This is a genomic window from Microvirga sp. TS319, assembly GCF_041276405.1.
Lineage (GTDB): Bacteria > Pseudomonadota > Alphaproteobacteria > Rhizobiales > Beijerinckiaceae > Microvirga.
In genome coordinates this window covers 2705001-2723234 of the sequence record NZ_JBGGGT010000002.1, presented here as the reverse complement: position 1 = coordinate 2723234, position 18234 = coordinate 2705001, and the positions used below count along the sequence as shown (strand labels likewise).

Annotated in this window: 15 protein-coding genes; 4 read left to right on the top strand and 11 right to left on the bottom strand. The window is 62.9% G+C overall.

Annotation, left to right across the window (positions count from 1 at the left end; all coding sequences use genetic code 11):
- Nucleotides 1-7: 7 nt before the first annotated feature.
- The 5 genes from AB8841_RS22240 to AB8841_RS22220 form a co-directional block, all read right to left on the bottom strand.
- Nucleotides 8-2896: an ATP-binding cassette domain-containing protein gene (locus tag AB8841_RS22240; protein WP_370437959.1), complete on the bottom strand. Its 2889-nt coding sequence runs from the start codon at nt 2894-2896 to the stop codon at nt 8-10.
- A 2-nt stretch (nt 2897-2898) separates the two neighbouring features.
- The gene (locus AB8841_RS22235) at nt 2899-5055 is read right to left on the bottom strand and encodes an NHLP family bacteriocin export ABC transporter peptidase/permease/ATPase subunit (RefSeq protein ID WP_370437958.1); all 2157 of its coding nucleotides are present in this window, start codon (nt 5053-5055) and stop codon (nt 2899-2901) included.
- Between the two features lie 3 nt (nt 5056-5058).
- Nucleotides 5059-6345, bottom strand: a complete 1287-nt coding sequence (locus tag AB8841_RS22230; RefSeq protein WP_370437957.1) for an NHLP bacteriocin system secretion protein — start codon at nt 6343-6345, stop codon at nt 5059-5061.
- Nucleotides 6346-6477: 132 nt separating this feature from the next.
- A complete protein-coding gene (locus AB8841_RS22225) occupies nt 6478-7101 on the bottom strand; it encodes a hypothetical protein (protein ID WP_370437956.1) in 624 nt (207 codons plus the stop codon).
- Nucleotides 7102-7308: 207 nt separating this feature from the next.
- On the bottom strand, nt 7309-7524 hold the full coding sequence (locus AB8841_RS22220) for a hypothetical protein (RefSeq protein WP_370437955.1): 216 nt from the start codon (nt 7522-7524) through the stop codon (nt 7309-7311).
- Nucleotides 7525-8293: 769 nt separating this feature from the next.
- On the opposite strand from AB8841_RS22220, the gene AB8841_RS22215 reads away from it, so the two are divergent.
- The 3 genes from AB8841_RS22215 (at nt 8294) to AB8841_RS22205 (ending at nt 10819) form a co-directional block, all read left to right on the top strand.
- Nucleotides 8294-8626 carry a hypothetical protein gene (locus AB8841_RS22215; protein WP_370437954.1) on the top strand — a complete coding sequence of 111 codons (333 nt, stop codon included), beginning with the start codon at nt 8294-8296 and terminating at the stop codon, nt 8624-8626.
- A 943-nt stretch (nt 8627-9569) separates the two neighbouring features.
- The gene (locus AB8841_RS22210; protein WP_370437953.1) at nt 9570-9854 is read left to right on the top strand and encodes a curli assembly protein CsgF; all 285 of its coding nucleotides are present in this window, start codon (nt 9570-9572) and stop codon (nt 9852-9854) included.
- A gap of 47 nt (nt 9855-9901) precedes the next feature.
- Entirely contained in the window at nt 9902-10819 is a 918-nt protein-coding gene (locus AB8841_RS22205) for a CsgG/HfaB family protein (RefSeq protein ID WP_370437952.1), read from the top strand.
- A 323-nt stretch (nt 10820-11142) separates the two neighbouring features.
- Here the strand turns inward: AB8841_RS22205 and AB8841_RS22200 are convergent, their stop codons facing one another.
- The 3 genes from AB8841_RS22200 to AB8841_RS22190 form a co-directional block, all read right to left on the bottom strand.
- Nucleotides 11143-11862: a LuxR C-terminal-related transcriptional regulator gene (locus tag AB8841_RS22200; RefSeq protein ID WP_370439343.1), complete on the bottom strand. Its 720-nt coding sequence runs from the start codon at nt 11860-11862 to the stop codon at nt 11143-11145.
- Between the two features lie 9 nt (nt 11863-11871).
- Nucleotides 11872-12177, bottom strand: a complete 306-nt coding sequence (locus AB8841_RS22195; RefSeq protein ID WP_370437951.1) for a hypothetical protein — start codon at nt 12175-12177, stop codon at nt 11872-11874.
- A gap of 134 nt (nt 12178-12311) precedes the next feature.
- A complete protein-coding gene (locus AB8841_RS22190) occupies nt 12312-12716 on the bottom strand; it encodes a hypothetical protein (RefSeq protein ID WP_370437950.1) in 405 nt (134 codons plus the stop codon).
- A 562-nt stretch (nt 12717-13278) separates the two neighbouring features.
- Between AB8841_RS22190 and AB8841_RS22185 the strand changes: the two genes are divergently transcribed.
- Nucleotides 13279-13929 carry a lytic transglycosylase domain-containing protein gene (locus tag AB8841_RS22185; RefSeq protein ID WP_370437949.1) on the top strand — a complete coding sequence of 217 codons (651 nt, stop codon included), beginning with the start codon at nt 13279-13281 and terminating at the stop codon, nt 13927-13929.
- A gap of 143 nt (nt 13930-14072) precedes the next feature.
- On the opposite strand, the gene AB8841_RS22180 is transcribed toward AB8841_RS22185, so the two are convergent.
- The 3 genes from AB8841_RS22180 to AB8841_RS22170 form a co-directional block, all read right to left on the bottom strand.
- Nucleotides 14073-14504: a hypothetical protein gene (locus tag AB8841_RS22180; RefSeq protein WP_370437948.1), complete on the bottom strand. Its 432-nt coding sequence runs from the start codon at nt 14502-14504 to the stop codon at nt 14073-14075.
- A 332-nt stretch (nt 14505-14836) separates the two neighbouring features.
- On the bottom strand, nt 14837-15241 hold the full coding sequence (gene csgH, locus AB8841_RS22175) for a curli-like amyloid fiber formation chaperone CsgH (protein ID WP_370437947.1): 405 nt from the start codon (nt 15239-15241) through the stop codon (nt 14837-14839).
- A gap of 77 nt (nt 15242-15318) precedes the next feature.
- Nucleotides 15319-18009, bottom strand: coding sequence for a beta strand repeat-containing protein (locus tag AB8841_RS22170; protein WP_370437946.1), 2691 nt, complete (start codon nt 18007-18009; stop codon nt 15319-15321).
- Nucleotides 18010-18234: the final 225 nt, after the last annotated feature.

Sequence of the window (18234 nt, the reverse complement as noted above, 5' to 3'; positions counted from 1 at the left end):
GGCGGCATCAGGCGGCAGGCGCGGTGCGCCCGCCGTCCAGGCCTTCCGCCAGGCCGGCGAAGCGCCCGCGGCGCTTCATCAGATCCGCGTAGGTGCCGCTTTCGACGATGCGGCCTTCATGCAGCACGATGATGCGGCTGGCATAGCGGATCGTGCTCAGACGATGAGCCACGATGATCCGGGTCGCCGGCATGCTCATCACGGTCTGCATGGCGCGGGCCTGGGTGGCGTTGTCCAGAGCGCTCGTCGCTTCGTCGAGAACCATGATCGGCGGCTTGTGCAGGAACGCCCGCGCCAGGGCGAGGCGCTGCACCTGGCCGCCCGAGAGGGTGCGGCTCGCATCCGGCAGGACCGTATGGATACCCATCGGCATGGCGGCGACATCCTCGTCCATGGCGGCAGCCTTCAGGGCCCTCCAGATGGCGTCCGGGTCCGCGTCGGTGGTTCCTCTGACGATGTCCATGATCGAGCCGGGCGGGAGCTTCTCGTCCTGCAGAACGGCGCCGATCTGGCGGCGAAGAGCGGTCGGGTGAAGCGAGCGGATATCCTGGCCGTCGATATAGATCGCCCCTGATGTCGGCTTCTCGAGCCCGAGCAGCAGCCGCACGAGGGTGGACTTGCCGCTGCCCGACGATCCCACGATGGCGATCGCCTCGCCCGGCGCGGCGCGGAATGAAATGCCGTTCAGGACATTGGCGTTCTCGTCGTACCGGAAGCCGACGGACGAGAACTCGATCTCGCCCGTGAGGGAGCCGGGATCGGAAAGCCCCGTCAGACGCTCGGGAGGGGTCTCCAGGAGCGGCTTCGCGAAGGTCCAGCTGGGCTTGAGCATCCAGACGGACAGGATGCTGCGCAGGAACTGCCCCACCGAAGCGAACATGATCGTGAAGGCGGTGACGACGGCAATCACGGATGCGATGGGCAGGCTCGCACTTCCGTCCTTGCTGACGGCGAGCGTGTGGATGAGCCAGAACAGCGCGGCGCTGCCGAAGATCGGGTAGGCGGCCAGCCAGCTTTCATAAACGTTCATCACCCGCCGCGCCTTGACGAGACGGTTCCGCATCGCCGCGAAGCGATCCGCCCAGCGAAGGACTGCGCGTTCCTCCGCGGCGCCGCTGCGCAGTTTGACGATGCCGTTGACCATCTGCACCATGTGGCTGTCGGCCGCGCCCATCAGCTGCTCGCCCGTGAGATAGGCGCGGGCCTGCAGCCAGCCCGCGAGGAGGCCGGTCGCGACGTGCACCGTCACCAGGCCGGCCGCCAGGGCCGCCAGCAGCGGGCTGTTCCAGGCGATGGTGGCGAGGCTCGACAGGACCATGCCGAGGGTGCTGCCGGTCGAATAGAGAAACTGGCGCAGGCCCGCGACGGTGGAAACGCTCGCGCCGACCCGGGCGGCCGTCATGGCGCTGGGCTGTTTGCGCAGCTCCGCGAGAGGCAGGGCGACGATCCTGCTCCAGGTCGCGTCGAAGATCGCGCCGTCGCCGCGCGTCATCAGCCGCTGGCGGGCCGTCTCGCCCGCTATATGAACCAGAAAGCCCGCGACCCCGACCAGCATGATGACGACGCCGATCTGAGCCAGGCTGTCCTGCATGGCGGCCGGCACAAGGATGCCGAAAACGAGCGTGGTCATCATCGGCAGGAGCTGGCCGATCAGGCTGCCGGTCAAGGTCGCGGCCAGGAAAGCGAGGGTGTCAGGTCCCCCCTTGCGCAGGCTTGCGACGAGCAGCTCGATCAGGCCGATCTTTGCCGGATGCGGCAGGAACGGCATCTGGGCGAGGGGTTCGATCGTGTCCGCGACCTTGCCCGACACGACGCGGCGCGCTCCGGTTCGATCCACTTCCTCATAGCGGCCGCGACGCCAGATCAGGGCGACCGGGTCGCCGTTCCGGCGTCGGGCCAGGAGCGGCTTCATCTCAAAGCGCCACCATCCCTCGTCCAGCGCAACGGATTGCAGCAGGATGCCGGACGCACGGCAGATCTCCTCGGCGGTGGAGAGGCGGTCCATCTGGGCCCTGCGCGCCTTGGCCGGGCGCTGGATGCGGATGCCGAGCTCCTTTCCCAGGATGCGCAGCACGTCCATCAGGCCATGGTCGATGGTCTCCTGCTTCTGCGGAACCGCGTTGTGCAGGATCTCGGCGAAACGCTCGGCGGTCTGCTGTCGGTCATGGTCCTCGGCCTGCTCGCGGCTCTGGATGCGGTTGAACTCATCCGCTTCGGCAAAGCCGCGCACCACAGGAAGCAGCTCGGTCGAGGCGGCGTTGAAGGCGTCGAGGGCCGTCGACCAATCAGCGCGCGCGAGACCGCCCGACCAGGAGAGGACGGTGACCGCGCCGCCCTGGTCGAGCGTCACCCATGCGCCCATGGGCAGGGGGATCAATCCCTGCACGGGTTCGACCCCGAACAGAAGACCGCCTTCCTCGGGCAGGTCGATCCAGACGACGCCGCTGCCGCATCCGACCACGGCCTTGGGAGGCAGGGGGAGCGGGGCGGGGAGCGCGTCGGAGAAGGCGACGTCGAGGCGCGGCTTCGGTTCGATGCCATGGCCGATGCCCGCAGCCAGGGCGGCGAGCCAGGCGGCGGCTCCGGTCGCGAAGGCCTCGAGCGGTTTTTCGGCCCGCCAGCCCTCGCCGGGAAGACGGTAGATCCGGGCGTCGGCGCTCGGGACGGCGAGCAGCGTTTCGTCTCCGAGCAGGCTGGGGTCGGAGCCGAACAGAAGGCCGCCCCGGCCGATGCGGCCGAGCGGATGACGTGCGGACATGTGGTTGGGCCGCACGGCGTAAAGGTCGACCTCGCCTTCCACGACCGCATGGCAGGTGCCGGGCGTGTCGAGGAGGATCGAGGTCGTCCGGATCAGGGAGGGCAGCTCTTCGTCCCGTTCGTGCGCGAGCGTGTCCATGCCTATTCCTCGCGCATGAGGGCCTGGAAGGGGCCGGGCACGGCCAGCAGATCCCGCGGCCTGCCGTCCTGCACGACGATGCCGCCCTCCATGACGATGACCCGGTCGCAGTCACGGATGGCGGAGTAACGGTGAGCGATCACGATGACGGTCGCGCCGAGGCCGCGCAGATTGGCCAGGAGCCGGGCTTCCGTCTCGCCGTCGAGCGCGGCGGTCGCTTCGTCGAGGATCAGGATCCGCGGGTCGCGGACGAGGGCGCGGGCGATTTCGAGACGCGCGCGCTGGCCGCCGGACAGGTCGGTTCCGCCTTCCGCAACTGCCGCTCCATAGCCCCCCGGCCGGCTCAGGATCACATCATGGATCAGGGCCGTCTTGGCGGCGGCGACGATCCGCTCGTCCGGAAGGCTATGGTCCCAGAGGCCGATGTTCTCGCGCATCGTGCCTTCGAAGATCGAAGCGCGCTGGTCCACATAGGCGAGCGACTGGCGCAGCCGCTCGCGGGGGATCGACGCGAGGGGCTCGCCGTCGACGAGGATCTCTCCGGAGACCGGCGTGTGGATCCGGGCGACGAGCCCTGCGAGGGTCGACTTGCCCGAGCCGGAACGCCCGACGATCCCGAGCTTCTCGCCCGGTTCCAGCACCAGGCTGACATCGCGGATCAGCGGCGGCGTGCTGGGGCTGTAGCTGAAATTGAGGTCGCGGATTTCGACCTTTCCGATCAGGCGGCCGGAGGCTTTCGGAGGAGCCGTCTCCCGGAACTCGAACTCGGGGGCCGGCGGATGCTGGAGCGTATCGTCCAGCATCCGCAGATAGGCCTGTCCATCCTGGATGCGAGCGCCCAACTGGACCAGTTGCGACATGGGCGCGAGAAACCCGGCCATCAGAGCCTGGAAGGCAATGAGCATGCCCAGGGTCATTTCGCCCCTGATCACCAGATCGCCGCCGATCACCAGGACGAGCCCGCCCGTGACCGTCGCCGTGAGACCGGGCACCGCATTGAGCCGCAGCTGCATCCCCGCGAGGCGCTGGCGCAGATTCTGCATCCGCGCATGCATGGCGACGAGCCGCTCGCGAAACAGGTCTTCCATGCCCGTCGCCTTATAGGACTCGATCATCTGCAGGCCCTGCTTGGCAAAGCCGGTCTGTGCCGTCGTCGCCACCAGAAGCCGGCGGTTGTCGTCGGCGAGGGCGCGGGACGACCAGGCAAGAAGCGCGAGGTTGATCGAAGCGCAGACCACGACGATGAGACACAGCGCCGGGGCATAGAGCAGCATCGCGGCGAGATAGGCCGTTGCGGTCAGGAGATTGAAGGCGGCATAGCCCACCTCGCCGGCGACGAGCTGCGCCACGCGATCGTTCAGCATGACGCGGCTCGCGACCTCGCCCGGGTGGCGTTGCGCGTAGTAGGACAGGGGCAAGCGGACGATGTGCTCCACGAAGCGGAGCGCGCCGGCGAGCGCAAGCCGGGTTTCGAGGCGCAGGAGGGCTTCCCGCTGCAGGAAGGTGAGAAACGCCGTCAGAAGCCCGCAGATGCCCATGCCGGCGACGAGCGGCAGCAGCCAGTCCGTGAACTGGTTCACCAGGATCTGGTCGACGAAAACCTGCGTGAAAACGGGAACCAGAAGACCCGGGATCACCAGCGCGAGGGACATCAGGAGAATGAACGCGAACGCGTCCCGGCTGCCCTGCAGGCGATCCGCCAGACCGCGCCAAAGCGACGGTGGCCGACCGTCTCGTTCGAAGGCCGGTCCCGGTCGAAGGCTCAGCACGATACCGGTGAAGTTGCGATCGAACTCCGCGTCCGAGACCTGGCGCGGTCCCTGCGCGGGATCGTTCAGATAGACTTCTCCGCGTCCGAATCCCTCGACCACGAGGAAGTGGTTCATTCCCCAATGCACGATGACCGGGAGAGGCATGGTGCGCAGATGATGGGGCTCGGCCCGGTTGGCCTCCACCTCGAGGCCCATCGCGCGGGCCGCCCGCACGATGGCTTTCGCCGAACTGCCGTCACGCGAGACGTTGCAGGCGAGGCGCAATTCCTCGAGGGTCACCCAGCGGCCGAAATGGCCCAGAACGATCCCGAGCGCGGCGGCTCCGCATTCGGCCGCCTCGACCTGGAGAACCGTCGGTGTCCGCTTTCGAAGGAAACGGGAAGGCATCGTTCATTCGCCTCCCGGGCCGGCCGCGTCCGCGTCGACATATTGCAGGGCCGGAATGGCCATGGCGAGCAGGGAGGTTGACCGGACGGTGACGCGCACCTGGGCGAGCGTGCCGCTATCGACGGGAGGGGAGGTGCCGAGCTGCGAGGACCAGAGAGGCTTATCCTCGTTCCGAGGATCGCTGTCGAGCAGGATGGTCACCTCGAATGGCGCGCCGAGATCGTGCAGGAAGGTTTGGACCAGCCTGTCGTTCTGCAGCGTGCGCATCATTCCAGCGCTGCTCGCCGGTACCTCGCTGACCTGAGCGACATGGCCGATCACGAAGCCGTGCTCCTCCCGCCGGGTGGTCGCGGGCGAGACTTCGACCGCCATCCCCTTCCGGATCTTCTTGCCGTCGCTCGCCGACACATAGGCGACCACGAAAGGAAGTTTCGAGGCCGTGCGCTCGGGCTTGCGCTCCAGGGCCACCATGGCCGTTCCGGGCTGGACGACCTGGCCGACATTGACCTTGGTCTCGACCACGCGTCCCGCGAAGGGCGAGCGGACGGCGCCCATCCGGGCCAATTGCTGCTCGATGGTCGCGACGCTTCTCCTCGCCTCGGTGACCCGGCGATCCGCCTCGAGGCGGGCGCGCTCGTCCTCCGTTTCCTTGATGGCCGCCTCGGACGCCATGGCGACGCGCTCATCCTCGGCTTCGGCGATCTGGCTGTTCATGATCAGGATGTCCTGATCGATGGACATCAGGCGCTCGCGAACGACGGTGCCGTTCTCCACGAGGCGATAGAGGCCGGCTCTCTGGTCGACCAGAGCGTCGCGCCGTTCCTTCACGGCCGAGACGCGGTTGGTCAGGGACGTTTCCCGGGCGCTGCGCCGCGTCTGCCGGTTCTTCGCGTCCCGTTGCTGGAACAGGATCAGATCGCTGCGGAATTTCTCCGCATCGAGCAATTCGCTCCGGGCGACGGAGAGCTTGAGGTCGAGTTCCGGCTGATTGATATGCGCAACCACCGTATCGGGCTCGACCGCATCGCCGGGAGCGACGTCGAGGGCGCGCACCTGCCCGCCCGCATCGGCCACGACGTCGATCATTCCGCCGGGGGCGAGCAGGATGCCCTGGCCGTTGACCGAGACGGGCACGCGGAAGAAGGCGCTCCAGACGATGGCGGCGACCAGGAGAGTGACGATAAAAAGGCCGGCGCCCCACATTCGGGGGCGCATGACCTTCAGGGCGTCCTTGTAAACATGGGAGGCTGCCATGGATGCCACGGCAGCCGGGCGAAAGAGCTGAGTCACCTGCTAAAACCTTGCATCCGCCCGTCGCCTCGCGGGGCCCGAACGGGGCTCCTGCAGGGAGGCTTGGCGCATCGTGCGAGAAAGTGGACCCAGTTTCTCGCAGGAACGATGCGCTGTTCTATCGTGGGAGCATCAGCGCATGTTGCCGATGATGCTGCTGCGGTTTTCCTGCATCTTCTTGACGAAGTTTGTCATGACGTCGAAGGCTTCGTTGCGCTTGCTCGACATCGACTGCAGGCGCAGCATGTCCATCTGCTGGCTGTTCGAGGCGCTGTCGATCAGGGACTTCGCATTCGTGATGGACTCAGCGATCTCCGCCTTGCTGATCTGGCCGTCCTGAAGCATCTCGCCGATCTTCAGCGCGGCGTCGCCGGCATGGTTCAGGCTCGTCAGGGCGTCGCCCAGCGACATCTCCTTGCCGCCGACATGCACCAGGGTGCTGGCCGAAATCTTGTCGTCGGGCTTGGCGTCGCTGGGGAAGAGGGCCGCGAACTGGTTCAGCGACGAGAGATCGTTGTTGAGGCTCGCGACCAGCGTGTTGCGGGCCTGGACCTCCGCGATCTGATCCTTGAGCTGCGTGTCCAGAAGGCTGACGCGCTGCTGCTGCACCATCATCATGGCGGTCTCGATGTCCATGCTGGTGAGGTCGATGGAGGATATGGTCGTCGCGCCGCTTACGCCGCTGACGGTGCCGCCGCCCGTGATCTGCGCGAGTTCCTCTTCCGTCAGAGCGACGGGCGCCTGCTTCTCGTCCATATGGATCCCCCCAAGATCACCGTGAAATTACGTAAGGGAAAGTATTCCGGGTGTCCGAGCGTGTCAATGAAAGACGATCCATGGACTTGCCTCACATTTGTGCAAGCCCTTGCCCTGTCCTATTGCGCGATCCTCTCGAACGCGCGATGCAAACACCTCGCGCGTCGCGCGAAAGGCGCGTCCCGTTATTCGTGGAAGGGGTGGCGCCTATTGTTTGGGCTTGCCGGAGCCGCCTGCCGCCTCCGTCAGAGGCTGCCCGATCAGGCTTTCCAAGGGGATGCCGTTCATGGCGCCCGCGAAGTGCGCGTTGCCGCCGGTGACCTTCTCCAGGTCAGTTTCCGTCAGGGCCTCAGGTTGGGCCATGCTCCGTTCCTGAGTCTCGGCGGATTGCGGTCCTTCGGCGTCCTTGTCCTTCGTCGTCATGTCCAGAGCCTCATGCAGGATCGAGAATTCCCTCAGCCGACATGCGCTTCGTCGGCTGAATCCGCAAGGGCAGGGACACTAGAGCATCGTACGTGAAAAGTGGATTTGCACTTTTGGGATCGATCCGATGCTCCCTTCCTGAAATGAGCGCATCATTCTGGCGAAAAACCGGGTCCACTTTTTCGCACGACGCGCTAGCCGCCGCGCTCCATCCACGATCATCGGTCTCGTGCGAGCCGGTTCTCTGCAGGTGAGGGGGGAAGGTGTGTTTTGGTGTGTTTTGGTGTGTTTTGAGGATTGGTTGCGGGAGCCCGAAACCACCGACAGCGAGGGCTCAAAAAGTGTGACCCACCCCACCACCAGGTCTATCCGATCAACGCGCCCACAGGCAGTGCTCAGAGGCTTGGGGGGCAGGGCTCCTTTTGAACAGAGGAGCCTGGGCCTCGAAACGAGGGCCCTCTGATCGATCCGAAGATTGACCGGCATCTGTCCCGCGATCCATCTGGATGCGAGGGGCGTGTCGATCCAGGGCAGGACGCTGTGGCAGCAGCTCCCACCATAAGGCCTGGCCAGACAGGAGCGCTATCCCAATGGCGGCCGATCAATCAACGAGGCGAGGATCGGCGCGCTCTCGTTCAGGGCATCGAGCGGCGCAAATTAAGGTAAAGATTTGGTTTCGCTTTACTGATCCGTTGAACGATTGCTTACTTCTCCTTGTAAGACCAAGTGCGGTCGACGAGCAGGCATAAAGGCAATGCGAAAAAAAATCGTGAGTTCGACTTTGGTCGTGGCTGGCATATCCTTCAGCTTCGGAGTTGCGGCAAATGAGGTCGTGATCCAGCAGATGCCCCCCATCGTGAGCGAGGCGATCAGGCAGATCGACACCACTCGCCTGTTTCGGGAAAGCATCGATATAGTGCCAACCACTGCAACGACGGGGTCAAACCCTACGGGCAGTTTCTCCCAGGATGGAAGCGTCGCGCAGATTGTCCAGCATGGCGTGAACAATCAGGCGGCGATCCTGCAGAGCGGCGGTGGCGGCACAGCCTCGATCCTGCAGAATGGCCGCGGCAATTCTGCCTTCGTCATTCAGAGGCGCTGAGGGGGCTCGGGCTCTTTCAGGCAGCATGTCTGGAAGGGAAACCTGCTGCCCAGGCGATTTCGTTCTGGACCTTTGGTGGCGGAAAGCGCATTTTGGCGAGATAGTTAGCAATCTATCTTGGATCCCGGCGATGCGCAGACATCTCGCTCTCGTTATCCTGTCTGGAATGTTGCCCAGTCTCGCCTGTGCGGCCGAGAGGCCCGTTTCGCGCAGCTCAGAGACTCATATCCAGCAGCTTGACCCAACGCTGAAGGTCCGCCCGGAATCGTCCACAGCGCCGGAACCGAACGCGACGGACTCCGTGCCGATGCCTGGCCGATCGACCCGCTGCACGCCGGAAAACGCCACGACGCCTGAGTGCGCGACGGCTGCGGCCCGGGGCGGGGCGAGCCGATAACCCACATGCGTTCGGATCTGAGAGGCATCGGGTTCCGCGCAGGTGATAAAGCAGTAAAATCGTTCGAGGTCCCTCAAAACCACTCCGCAAGTCGTGGCGTCTCTTCGCTCTGGGGTCGGGTTCGATCAACCGGGCCAGTTCATCGAAAGCGAGCTTGCCCAGAGGTTGGATTCGTGTCGTGCGCCGCTGCAGCGGAGACCGGGGCATAACCAGGAAGACAGCGAACCGCCCCCAAGATCTGGCGATTTCCATTGTCCCGGAACTCGGAGTTCGCCGATGATACGCATGGCGAATGCCACCCGAAAATTTCCCTCTTAAAGCTCAATCCTAAGAAGATTTGCATTAGCCTGTTGCACAATTAAGACACATTCTCCTTTCTGGCTGTGCTATTCGGATTTACGTTACGTAATTAGAATCGGTGATCCTGTGCAGGGGAACGCCGAAAGCGGGCTTTTCCTGTGTGCATCAAGGTATGGCTTTCAAGCCTGGGCGCACGAGACGGCCGCTAGCCGGAAACCTGGCGTTTGCGTAGCGTATGGGGGGAGTATGAGGAATTTCGGATTCTACGCGATCGCGATTGGCGGAGTTCTCGCCTCGTCAGGAGCTTTTGCTTCGGAGATGATTTACCGGCCGCAGAACCCGAATTTCGGTGGAAACCCGCTGAACGGTACCTTGCTCATGCAGCAGGCTCAAGCCCAGGGGAAAGGCGCAAAGGGTCAAGAGCAACAGATACCCGAGATCAATTTCCCTGACCTGGGTGGCGTTGGGAACACGCCGCCAATCATCATTATCGGCGGCAGCGGTCAACCGACCATCCCGGCCAATCCATAAGATCAAGAATCCGATAGCCATTCGGAAGCGGCGGGGAAGTTACGAGGATGAAAGTGTACTTGCGTCAGGCGGCAATGGCCGCTGGCCTGCTCGCGACAGCGGGTCTCGCAGGCTGTGTCTCGGCGGGAAGCGTACAAGACCCGATGTCCCAGCCCGCAACGTTGGTCCCCGAGACGAAAACCGGTGTCGTCCTCGATCAGCTGCCGCCTCCGGCCCGCAAGCTTGACGTGGCTGTCTACAGCTTCCCCGATCTGACAGGGCAAAACAAACCCGGCGAAAACTTCGCTGAGTTCTCGCGCGCCGTCACGCAGGGCGGCAGTGCCATTCTGATCGATGTGCTCACCAAGGCCGGTGGCGGAAGGTGGTTCGACGTCGTCGAGCGCAATGAACTGCAGGCGTTGCTGCAGGAACGTCAGATCATTCAGAATACCCGAACTGCAGCTCTCGGCGATCAGGCGCCGGGTTTGCCTCCACTTCGCTTTGCCGGGATTTCCTTGCAGGGCGGCATTGTCGGTTATGATTCCAATGAGACGACAGGAGGCCTCGGAGCTCGTTACCTTGGAATCGGCGGAGGTACGCAGTACCGGCATGACATCGTGACGGTTGCACTGCGAGCCGTCAGTATCCAAACGGGTCGTGTGATCGCTTCCGTGACGACCACCAAGACGCTCTACTCCGTTGCCGTGAGCGGGGGTGCCTTCCACTTCGTGGCTGTCGACAAGCTTCTTGAGATCGAGTCCGGCTTTACGCGCAACCATCCGCCGACGCTGGCGGTTCGCGAAGCGATCCAACTCGCCGTTCATGCGCTGATCCTCGAAGGGGTGCAGAACGGTTCCTGGTCATTTGCGGATAAGAAAGCCGGCGACGCATTCATCCGGTCGCTTGAAACAGAGGGTAGGGCAGTCATTCCGGTAGACGCTTTGGAGCCGATCGCAGCTGCCAAACCCGTCAATCCGCCGTCCTAGAGCATCAAACCCAAAAGTGGATTCCACTTTTGGGATTCTCTCCGATGCTCCCACTATAGAAGAGCGCATCGTTTGAGCGAAAAACCGGAGCCACTCTTTCGCACGATGCTCCCTTCATAGGTGAGCGCATCGCTTGACCGGGCCCGACGGGCCCGTCCGTCAAAACCGGGTCCGCACGATGTGCCGGTGCATAGCCTCACTTCGCGGAACGTATGGAACGCGATTTCAGCACAATGCGCCGTCAGTGATCGGCCTGTAGAGTTGCCTCTCATTCCAGGTTGGCGCGGGCCCGAGGGCTCATCGTAGCCTGATGCCAACAATATTCATGCTATGTACGAACTCGCAATCACTGCAGCCTGAGTGCGATTTTGAGCTCCGAGTTTCTTCAGCAGTGATTTGACGTAGACTTTCACCGTTGCTTCGGCAAGGTTCAGGTCACGTGCAATGACCTTGTCCTGAGCGCCTTTCGTCAAGCGGGAGAGAACTTCCTTCTCTCGCTCCGAAAGAGCTCGCAGAACGGCTGGCGTACTGTCGTCCTGTGAGGCTTCCGGACGATCGGTGAGGCGCATCTGCTGCTGTTCGATTTCCTGTGTGACGTCAAGGAGCGCAGTCGATGGAAAGAGGCGCTCACCCATCATGATCATTTCAAGCGCTTTGATCAGAGCCTCGTGTCGCGTTGTCGACAGGAGCAGGCCATCCACTCCGGCGCGGTACATGCGCGTAATCGATGCTACGTCTACCGAATCCGCAATGACGACAACCTTCGCCGAGGAGGCCTCGCGCCGCAATTGCTCGACTGTCTTCGCGGCCTCGCACACATCGGAGCCTGCGCTCACGATGATGAGGGCAGTTGATGCATCCTCAAATGGAAGCGGCTGAACATCCTTGGCGACTTCGACATCAACGACTTGAAAGCAGGTATTCGATAGGAGGTGGGCAAAACCGAGACGAACGATTGAGTTCTCGCACAAAATAACTGTCGGAACGACTGTTGGCTCCGGGGCAGCCCGGAGGAGTCTCATTTTAGCGATTTGAGAGGTCATCGTGTCCAATCACCCATCCCCACGCATGTCGCTGTCGAGATTCAAGGAATAGAGAAGGTTGCCCTCCAGGCACACGACATTGAGCATCCAGCCTTTCCAGTCGTCGTTTGACGTCCCTTCGCTTTCCCGCCGTAACTCGTTGATCGCCATCAACGCTTCGGCCTTGGCATCTTCGAGGTTGGAAACCGTGATGCCGATCTCGTCCAGAACTGCCTGTTGGCCATTCACGAGATGGAAGAAACAGCGCAACTTCGAATTCTGGGATTGCAAAGACTGCATCACGATACCTTCGAAATGTTCTGAGAGGCACAGCACGGTTGAGTTGATCGCATGAACTGTTTCCGGCTATCGCATCGTGCCTGGAATGTAGGCTCGGTTGGAGTCCCAACAATGCTCTGTCCTCAAAGTACAGGATGGAGCGCATCCAATTCTTTGACAGTGTGAGAGCATTACTGCGACGGTAGCAGATCTTCCAGGGAGATCCAGCCGAAATCCGGCTTCGGACATGGAACGAGGTAGGCTCGGCCACCTTCAAGTTTTTCGACCCGGCATGGAACTGCTCGCTGGTCTGCCGGCGGGCGGTACATGACGATTGCGCCCACGAACAACTCATCGGTTTCGTTCGCTTCAGGCTGGATGACTGCTGCATCTGAGGAAGAGGAGCCTCGCTCGATTGCGGACCCCTTGGGCATCGCACGTATCCGATCGAGCGCGCTGATCGCTGCGCGAGCACGGCTTCTGTAGCGTTCTCCCACTGGACGGAGCAAGGGACCATTTGTCCGGCCTGGATACCAGGCGATCCCTCCGATCTTTGCGAGTTCCTCTGCAACAGCTTCGATCTCTTCCTCGGTCATTCTGTATCTCATTATCGTAAAGGAGAGTGGCCTAGTTTGGCGACAAATTACGAAAGAATGAATAGATGTAAACCAAGCACCGCATTCTAGGTTAAAATCCACGGTGGTCGCAGATGCATGCCGCTACTTGTCAGAAACACTATGTGTATCAACGTTTCATTTGGTGGCTCATTGCTGTTTTGTATATGAGCGTGTCTCGCCCGCCTTCGGAACCGCTGCGTAATGTGCCGGGTGATGTTCTCTCATCTTTGCACGGTTCGACCCTCATATGGCTGGTCACCAGCCTCAGGCGAAAGCAGCATCCTCTTCCATTCGTAGCGCCGACATGCCGAAAGTAAGCGGGCGTTAACGCGATGCGGTGACGGTTGAGCCACGAAAGCAATGAAGAGGTGCGGCTGCTCCAATGGATCTCAAGACTTTGATCCAATCTCACGATGTGCATCGCGGTCTGGGAAGCAGGTCCGCCGCTCGAGCATTTTCATGGTGCGGCCGCCTGCGCCTTCTGACGGCGTTGGCACTCGTTCTCGTCAACTCCCCTTGGGCGGCAGCCGAGCCTCTTGGTGTGAACCCCAAACCGGAAATCGGCCGCGCCGAACTGGAGCGCGTTGCAGAGGAAGCCGCAAAAGCGCATTTGTTGCCCGTGGCCTATTTCCTGCGCCTGATTCAGCGCGAGAGCAGCTTCGACCGCCACGCGCGCAGTCCTGCAGGCGCTCAGGGGATAGCGCAGTTCATGCCTGAAACGGCGGCCTTGCGGGGCGTGCGCGACCCCTTCGATCCCATTGAAGCCCTGCCGAAATCAGCCGAACTTCTGCGCGATCTTTGGTCCCAGTTCGGCAATCAGGGGCTCGCGGCTGCGGCATACAATGCCGGTCCCACTCGCGTGCGCGATTGGCTGGCGGGTCGTCGTGCTCTTCCAATGGAGACGATCCATTACGTCCGCGCTATCACGGGAAAGGATGTGGCGGAATGGGCTCCTGCGGGCACTGTGCGGCTGGGACCTGCCGGTTCGATCGGGCGCAGCCTTATGCCGCGACGTGGATGGGAGGCGGATCTGCTCGCGCAACTCATGCGGAACACCAGCCCGTCTGCATCGTCCGGTTCATCGACGATCACCGTGAGCATCGCCGAGAACAAGCGTCCGCCGCGCACCCGGAGCAGAGCCGCATTCGAGCGGAGCCTGTGTTCGTCCTGCGTCATTCAGAGCTTTTATTGATCTCCCGCCAATCATCCTCGCGAATGGAAGCCGCCGGATTCGATCTTTGATGGCATGCCGATTGGGTTCAGGGGAGGGGAGGGCGCGTGGACTTCTCCCGGTATGGGTTTCTCCCGGGAGCGTCACCGGTGGGCGTGCGGGCATTACCGCTTGATCAGCAGGGCTCCATTGGGGAGCCGCGCGATGAAGACGTTGACGGGGGCGGAGTTTTGGGGCTGCAGCACGCCGACATTCAGCCCTTGGGTATTGACGAGCGCGACCTGCGACCGTAGCCCGTTGCCCGCCTGCAGAACGCCGACATTGTTCTCGCGCCCGCCCAGGACAGCGACGGTGGATTGATTATGCGCGCCGAGTTGAAGCTGCGTAATGGCGTTGTTGAGACCGGCCTGAATCGACAGCGCAGTGTTGCCTCCAACTCCGAGCGCGGCGGAGGAAGCCATCGGAGCGGCCGGGTGGGCAATTGCGGCCGAACGAACCGCGGCACCGGTCGTGGCGGTGGGGATGGTTGGGGTGACGATGTTCTCGGCCGAACGGAGCGTTCCGGAGACCTGGCTGATGAAGACGGGTTCTGCCATCGCTGACGGCGCCGCGACGAGGCTGAGCGCAATAGCGCATCGTGCGAAAAAGTGGACCCGGTTTTTGGCCAGAACGATGCGCTCTTTCCAAGAGTGAGCATCGGATCGACCCCAAAAGTGCAAATCCACTTTTGGGTCCGATGCTCTCGTGCATCGTGCGAAAAAGTGGCCCCGGTTTTTCGCCAGAACGATGCGCTCTTTCCAAGAAGGGAGCATCGGATCGATCCCAAAAGTGGATTCCACTTTTGGGTCCGATGCTCTAGAAGCAAGCGCCCCGACAAGGAACGACCGGACGTGGCGACCGTATCCAGAGATCCTCATGGCGGCGGCTTTCACGGAGTTGTGCATGTGCGGGTTCCTTTGTCCCACGCGACATCGAGTCGGGCCGCGTAGGCGTTATGGGCAGAGGCGTCCAGGATCACGGAGGAGAGGACTTCCGGTCGTCCTGCCGCGAGAGCGAAGCGCCCGCTCTGCAAATTCTGGCTGGAACCGCCCGTGCCGCGCTTCACGACCTGCAGCTGATACGTGCCGGTGATGGAGGCATTGGAGACGGCAACCGCGTCGAGACGAACGAAGCCGGAAGTTTCGTCGGTCCGGATCTGGCATTGCACGTCCATGCCATCCTCCGTGGCCGAGGCTGGAGCATCTTGCGCGAAGCAGAGGGCGGGAAGAGCGGCGGCGATAATGGAGAAGCGGATCGGGAGCGGTCGTTTCAATGCACCGAAGGGAAGAAACATGGCCCGCCTCGTGGAACGCTTTCGTTCCGGAGATGAAAAGAGACGGCGGGCTTTAGGCCCGCCGTCCCGGGAGCGGGTTAGCGCTGGACAACCGCGGCGATGTTGCCCTTACCGAACTGCGCCGACACCGAGGTGTTGGTGAGCCCGGCCGAGGTAGCCGACTGGCTGATGAAGGCCTGGTTGCCGACGCCGGCCTGGAAGGCCAGCGCGGTGTTCGCGCCGGCCGAGGCCGACTGCGCCGCCACGACCGTGTTGTCGCGTCCGACCTGGAAGGCCACCGAGGTGTTGGCGCCGAGGCCTTCGATGCTCTGAGCGGTGATCGCGGTGTTGTCCACGCCGAGCTGGGCGACCAGCATCGTGTTGGCTCCGCCCGAGAGCGGGTTGGCGATCTGCGCCGTCAGGGCCTTGTTGCCACGGCCGGCCTGCACGGTGACGGCGGTGTTGAGACCGAGCGAGGTTTCAGCGTTCGACTGCGCGGTTGCAGCGAAGTTGTCCTTACCAATCTGGAGCGTGCCCTGCGTGTTCAGGCCGCCGGCCTGGGCCACGAAGGCGCCGTTGTCCACGCCGATCTGAGCGACGAACGAGTTGTTGTCGGCGCTGAGATCACCGAGGCTCCGCGACTTGGACTGAGCCGTCACGGCCTTGTTGCCGCCGCCAGCCTGGATCGTCGTGGCACTGTTGGTGCCAGCCGAGAGGCCGCCAAGACCGCCGACAACACTCGTGCCGTTGGCTTCCTGGAGGGTGACAGCTTCGTTGCGGAGACCGAGTTGCAGGGTGGAGGAGCCGTTATCGCCGCCGGCGGCGTCGCCGAGGAGAACACGAGAACCACCCGTGGACTGGAGCGTGGTCGCCTTGTTGCCTGCACCGAACTGACCGGTGAAGCTGCTGTTGTCGCCGCCGAAGGCCGTGTTGTCCTGAGCGGTGAACGCGGCGTTCTCGAAGCCGAGCTGGACCGTGGACTGGCCGTTATTGCCACCATCGACACCAGGGGTCACGTTAGTATCGGTTCCCCCGAGGAAGCGGTAGGTAGTGACCGTTGAACCTGCCTCACCTTCGCTGCTCTGCGCCACAGTCGCCTTGTTTCCGACGCCGAACTGAGCCGTGGTCGAGACATTGTCGCCGCCATTCCCGCCGCTGACCTGTCCGACATGGGCTGCGTTCGCGATGCCAGCTTGGATCATAAACTGATTGTTTCCACCGCCATTTGTCTCGTGCGTGGTCGTTTCCGTACGACGCCGAAGCCAATCACGACCTTCAACAGGGCCGCTCGCGACGGATCCGCTGCTGCTCTGGCTGACGCTGGCGATGTTGCCAATGCCGACCTGCAGGGTCGTCGAGTCGTTGAGGCCGCCGTTGATTGCGTTGGCCTGGATGGCTGCGCTCACGTTGCCAGCGCCGAACTGCGCGGTGCGTGCATCGTTGGTGCCACCGCCCGTCGCGACCTGCTGCGCGGTTGCGGCGAAGTTGCCGACGCCGACCTGCAGCGTGCCCTGCTGGTTGTTGCCACCGGTCTGGAGGCTCGCCGCAGCATTGCCATTGCCGAGCTGAACGATGCCGGACTCATTGGTGCGCTCAGCGCCAGCGGTCTGGATCGTGCTTGCGAAGTTGCCCTTGCCGATCTGCAGCGTGGTCTGGGCATTGTCTCCAGTAGCTTCGCCCGTCTGCAGGGCAAGAGAGGCGTTACGACCGCCGATCTGCACGGTGGAGGAGCCGTTGGTCGAAGCACCCGCCTGGCCCGTGGTGGCGAGGTTTCCAGCGCCAATCTGCAGGGTGTTCTGCGTGTTGGTTGCGCCGGCGGTGCTCGTCTGGCCCGCGAAGGACTCGTTGGACGCGCCGATCTGGATCGTCGTTGAGTCGTTCGTGTAGCCAGCGGAGCCGACCTGAGCGGTCACGGCATTGTTGCCGAAGCCGAACTGACCGGTTGCCTGCGCATTCGCGGAGCCGCTCTGGCCCGCGATCGAGGCGTTCTTAATGCCCGACTGCATCGTGACGGACTGGTTCGAACCGGCTGCGTCCTGAGCGGTCGCGGCGAGGTTGAGAGCGCCGGCCTGAATGGTGGCCTGCCCGTTGACACCTTCGGCGGAGCCGCTTTGGGTTGCGACCGAGACGTTGCCTGCGCCGAGCTGGATCGTGGCGGAGGTGTTCTCAGAGCCGCCGGACTGGACCGTGCCGGCCACGTTGCCGAAGCCCATCTGCAGGGTGCTCTGCACGTTCTCGGCGCCTGCGTTCGCGATCTGCAATGCACCCGAATGGTTCTGCACGCCGGCCTGGACCGTGGCCGAGCCGTTCGACTGGTCGCCGCCGGTCTGCACGGTGACCGCCTGGTTGCGGTAGCCGTCCTGCGTCGTCACCTGGTTGTTGCCGCCGGAGGCCTGCGCGGCGAAGGAGCGGTTGCCCGCGCCGGACTGGGCCGTGAAGGATGTGTTTCCGTTAGTGCCCGTGTTGCTTTGAACGGTGGCTGCCGCGTTGCGGTAACCGCGCTGGACCGTGCCCTGGCTGTTCCTGCTGCCGAGCTGGCTGATCGCCGCTTCGTTTCTGGCGCCGCTCTGGACCGACAGAGAGCCGTTCTCGGCCGAGCCCGTCCGGTTCTGAGCGGTGAACGCCCGGTTGCCGCGGCCGTTCTGCAAGCTCACTTGCTTATTGCCGCCGTTCTGCTGCCCGACAATGGCGGCATTTCGTTCGCCAATCTGAGCGATGAAAGATTCATTGGCGGAGCTGAGAGACGTGCTGGCGAGCAGCGCGAACCCGATGACTGTGACTCTTTTCATTGTGGAGGCCTTCCCCTGATAAGGATTTGGGCTGTCCGCTCATGGCAGCGGACTGAAGCCGTGAAGGCTTTTTAACTTTTTGTTAGGAATATTCGTTAAGCCTCTTTCGATATTTTCCGGCGGCATCCAAGTTAATCCGGGCGAGGTAGATTGGCTTGATTGCATAGGCGCGAATTAATCCGAATGAGTGAGGCAATGCTCAACGGTAGTTTCTGAGCCGATATA

Excerpts from the sequence above, each read along its gene's own strand:
- AB8841_RS22210 (WP_370437953.1), top strand. The coding sequence starts at position 9,570 with ATGAGGAATTTCGGATTCTACGCGATCGCGATTGGCGGAGTTCTCGCC.
- csgH (WP_370437947.1), bottom strand. The coding sequence starts at position 15,241 with ATGTTTCTTCCCTTCGGTGCATTGAAACGACCGCTCCCGATCCGCTTC.
- AB8841_RS22235 (WP_370437958.1), bottom strand. The coding sequence starts at position 5,055 with ATGCCTTCCCGTTTCCTTCGAAAGCGGACACCGACGGTTCTCCAGGTC.
- AB8841_RS22200 (WP_370439343.1), bottom strand. The coding sequence starts at position 11,862 with ATGACCTCTCAAATCGCTAAAATGAGACTCCTCCGGGCTGCCCCGGAG.
- AB8841_RS22180 (WP_370437948.1), bottom strand. The coding sequence starts at position 14,504 with ATGGCAGAACCCGTCTTCATCAGCCAGGTCTCCGGAACGCTCCGTTCG.
- AB8841_RS22225 (WP_370437956.1), bottom strand. The coding sequence starts at position 7,101 with ATGGACGAGAAGCAGGCGCCCGTCGCTCTGACGGAAGAGGAACTCGCG.
- AB8841_RS22170 (WP_370437946.1), bottom strand. The coding sequence starts at position 18,009 with ATGAAAAGAGTCACAGTCATCGGGTTCGCGCTGCTCGCCAGCACGTCT.
- AB8841_RS22240 (WP_370437959.1), bottom strand. The coding sequence starts at position 2,896 with ATGGACACGCTCGCGCACGAACGGGACGAAGAGCTGCCCTCCCTGATC.
- AB8841_RS22190 (WP_370437950.1), bottom strand. The coding sequence starts at position 12,716 with ATGACCGAGGAAGAGATCGAAGCTGTTGCAGAGGAACTCGCAAAGATC.
- AB8841_RS22220 (WP_370437955.1), bottom strand. The coding sequence starts at position 7,524 with ATGACGACGAAGGACAAGGACGCCGAAGGACCGCAATCCGCCGAGACT.
- AB8841_RS22205 (WP_370437952.1), top strand. The coding sequence starts at position 9,902 with ATGAAAGTGTACTTGCGTCAGGCGGCAATGGCCGCTGGCCTGCTCGCG.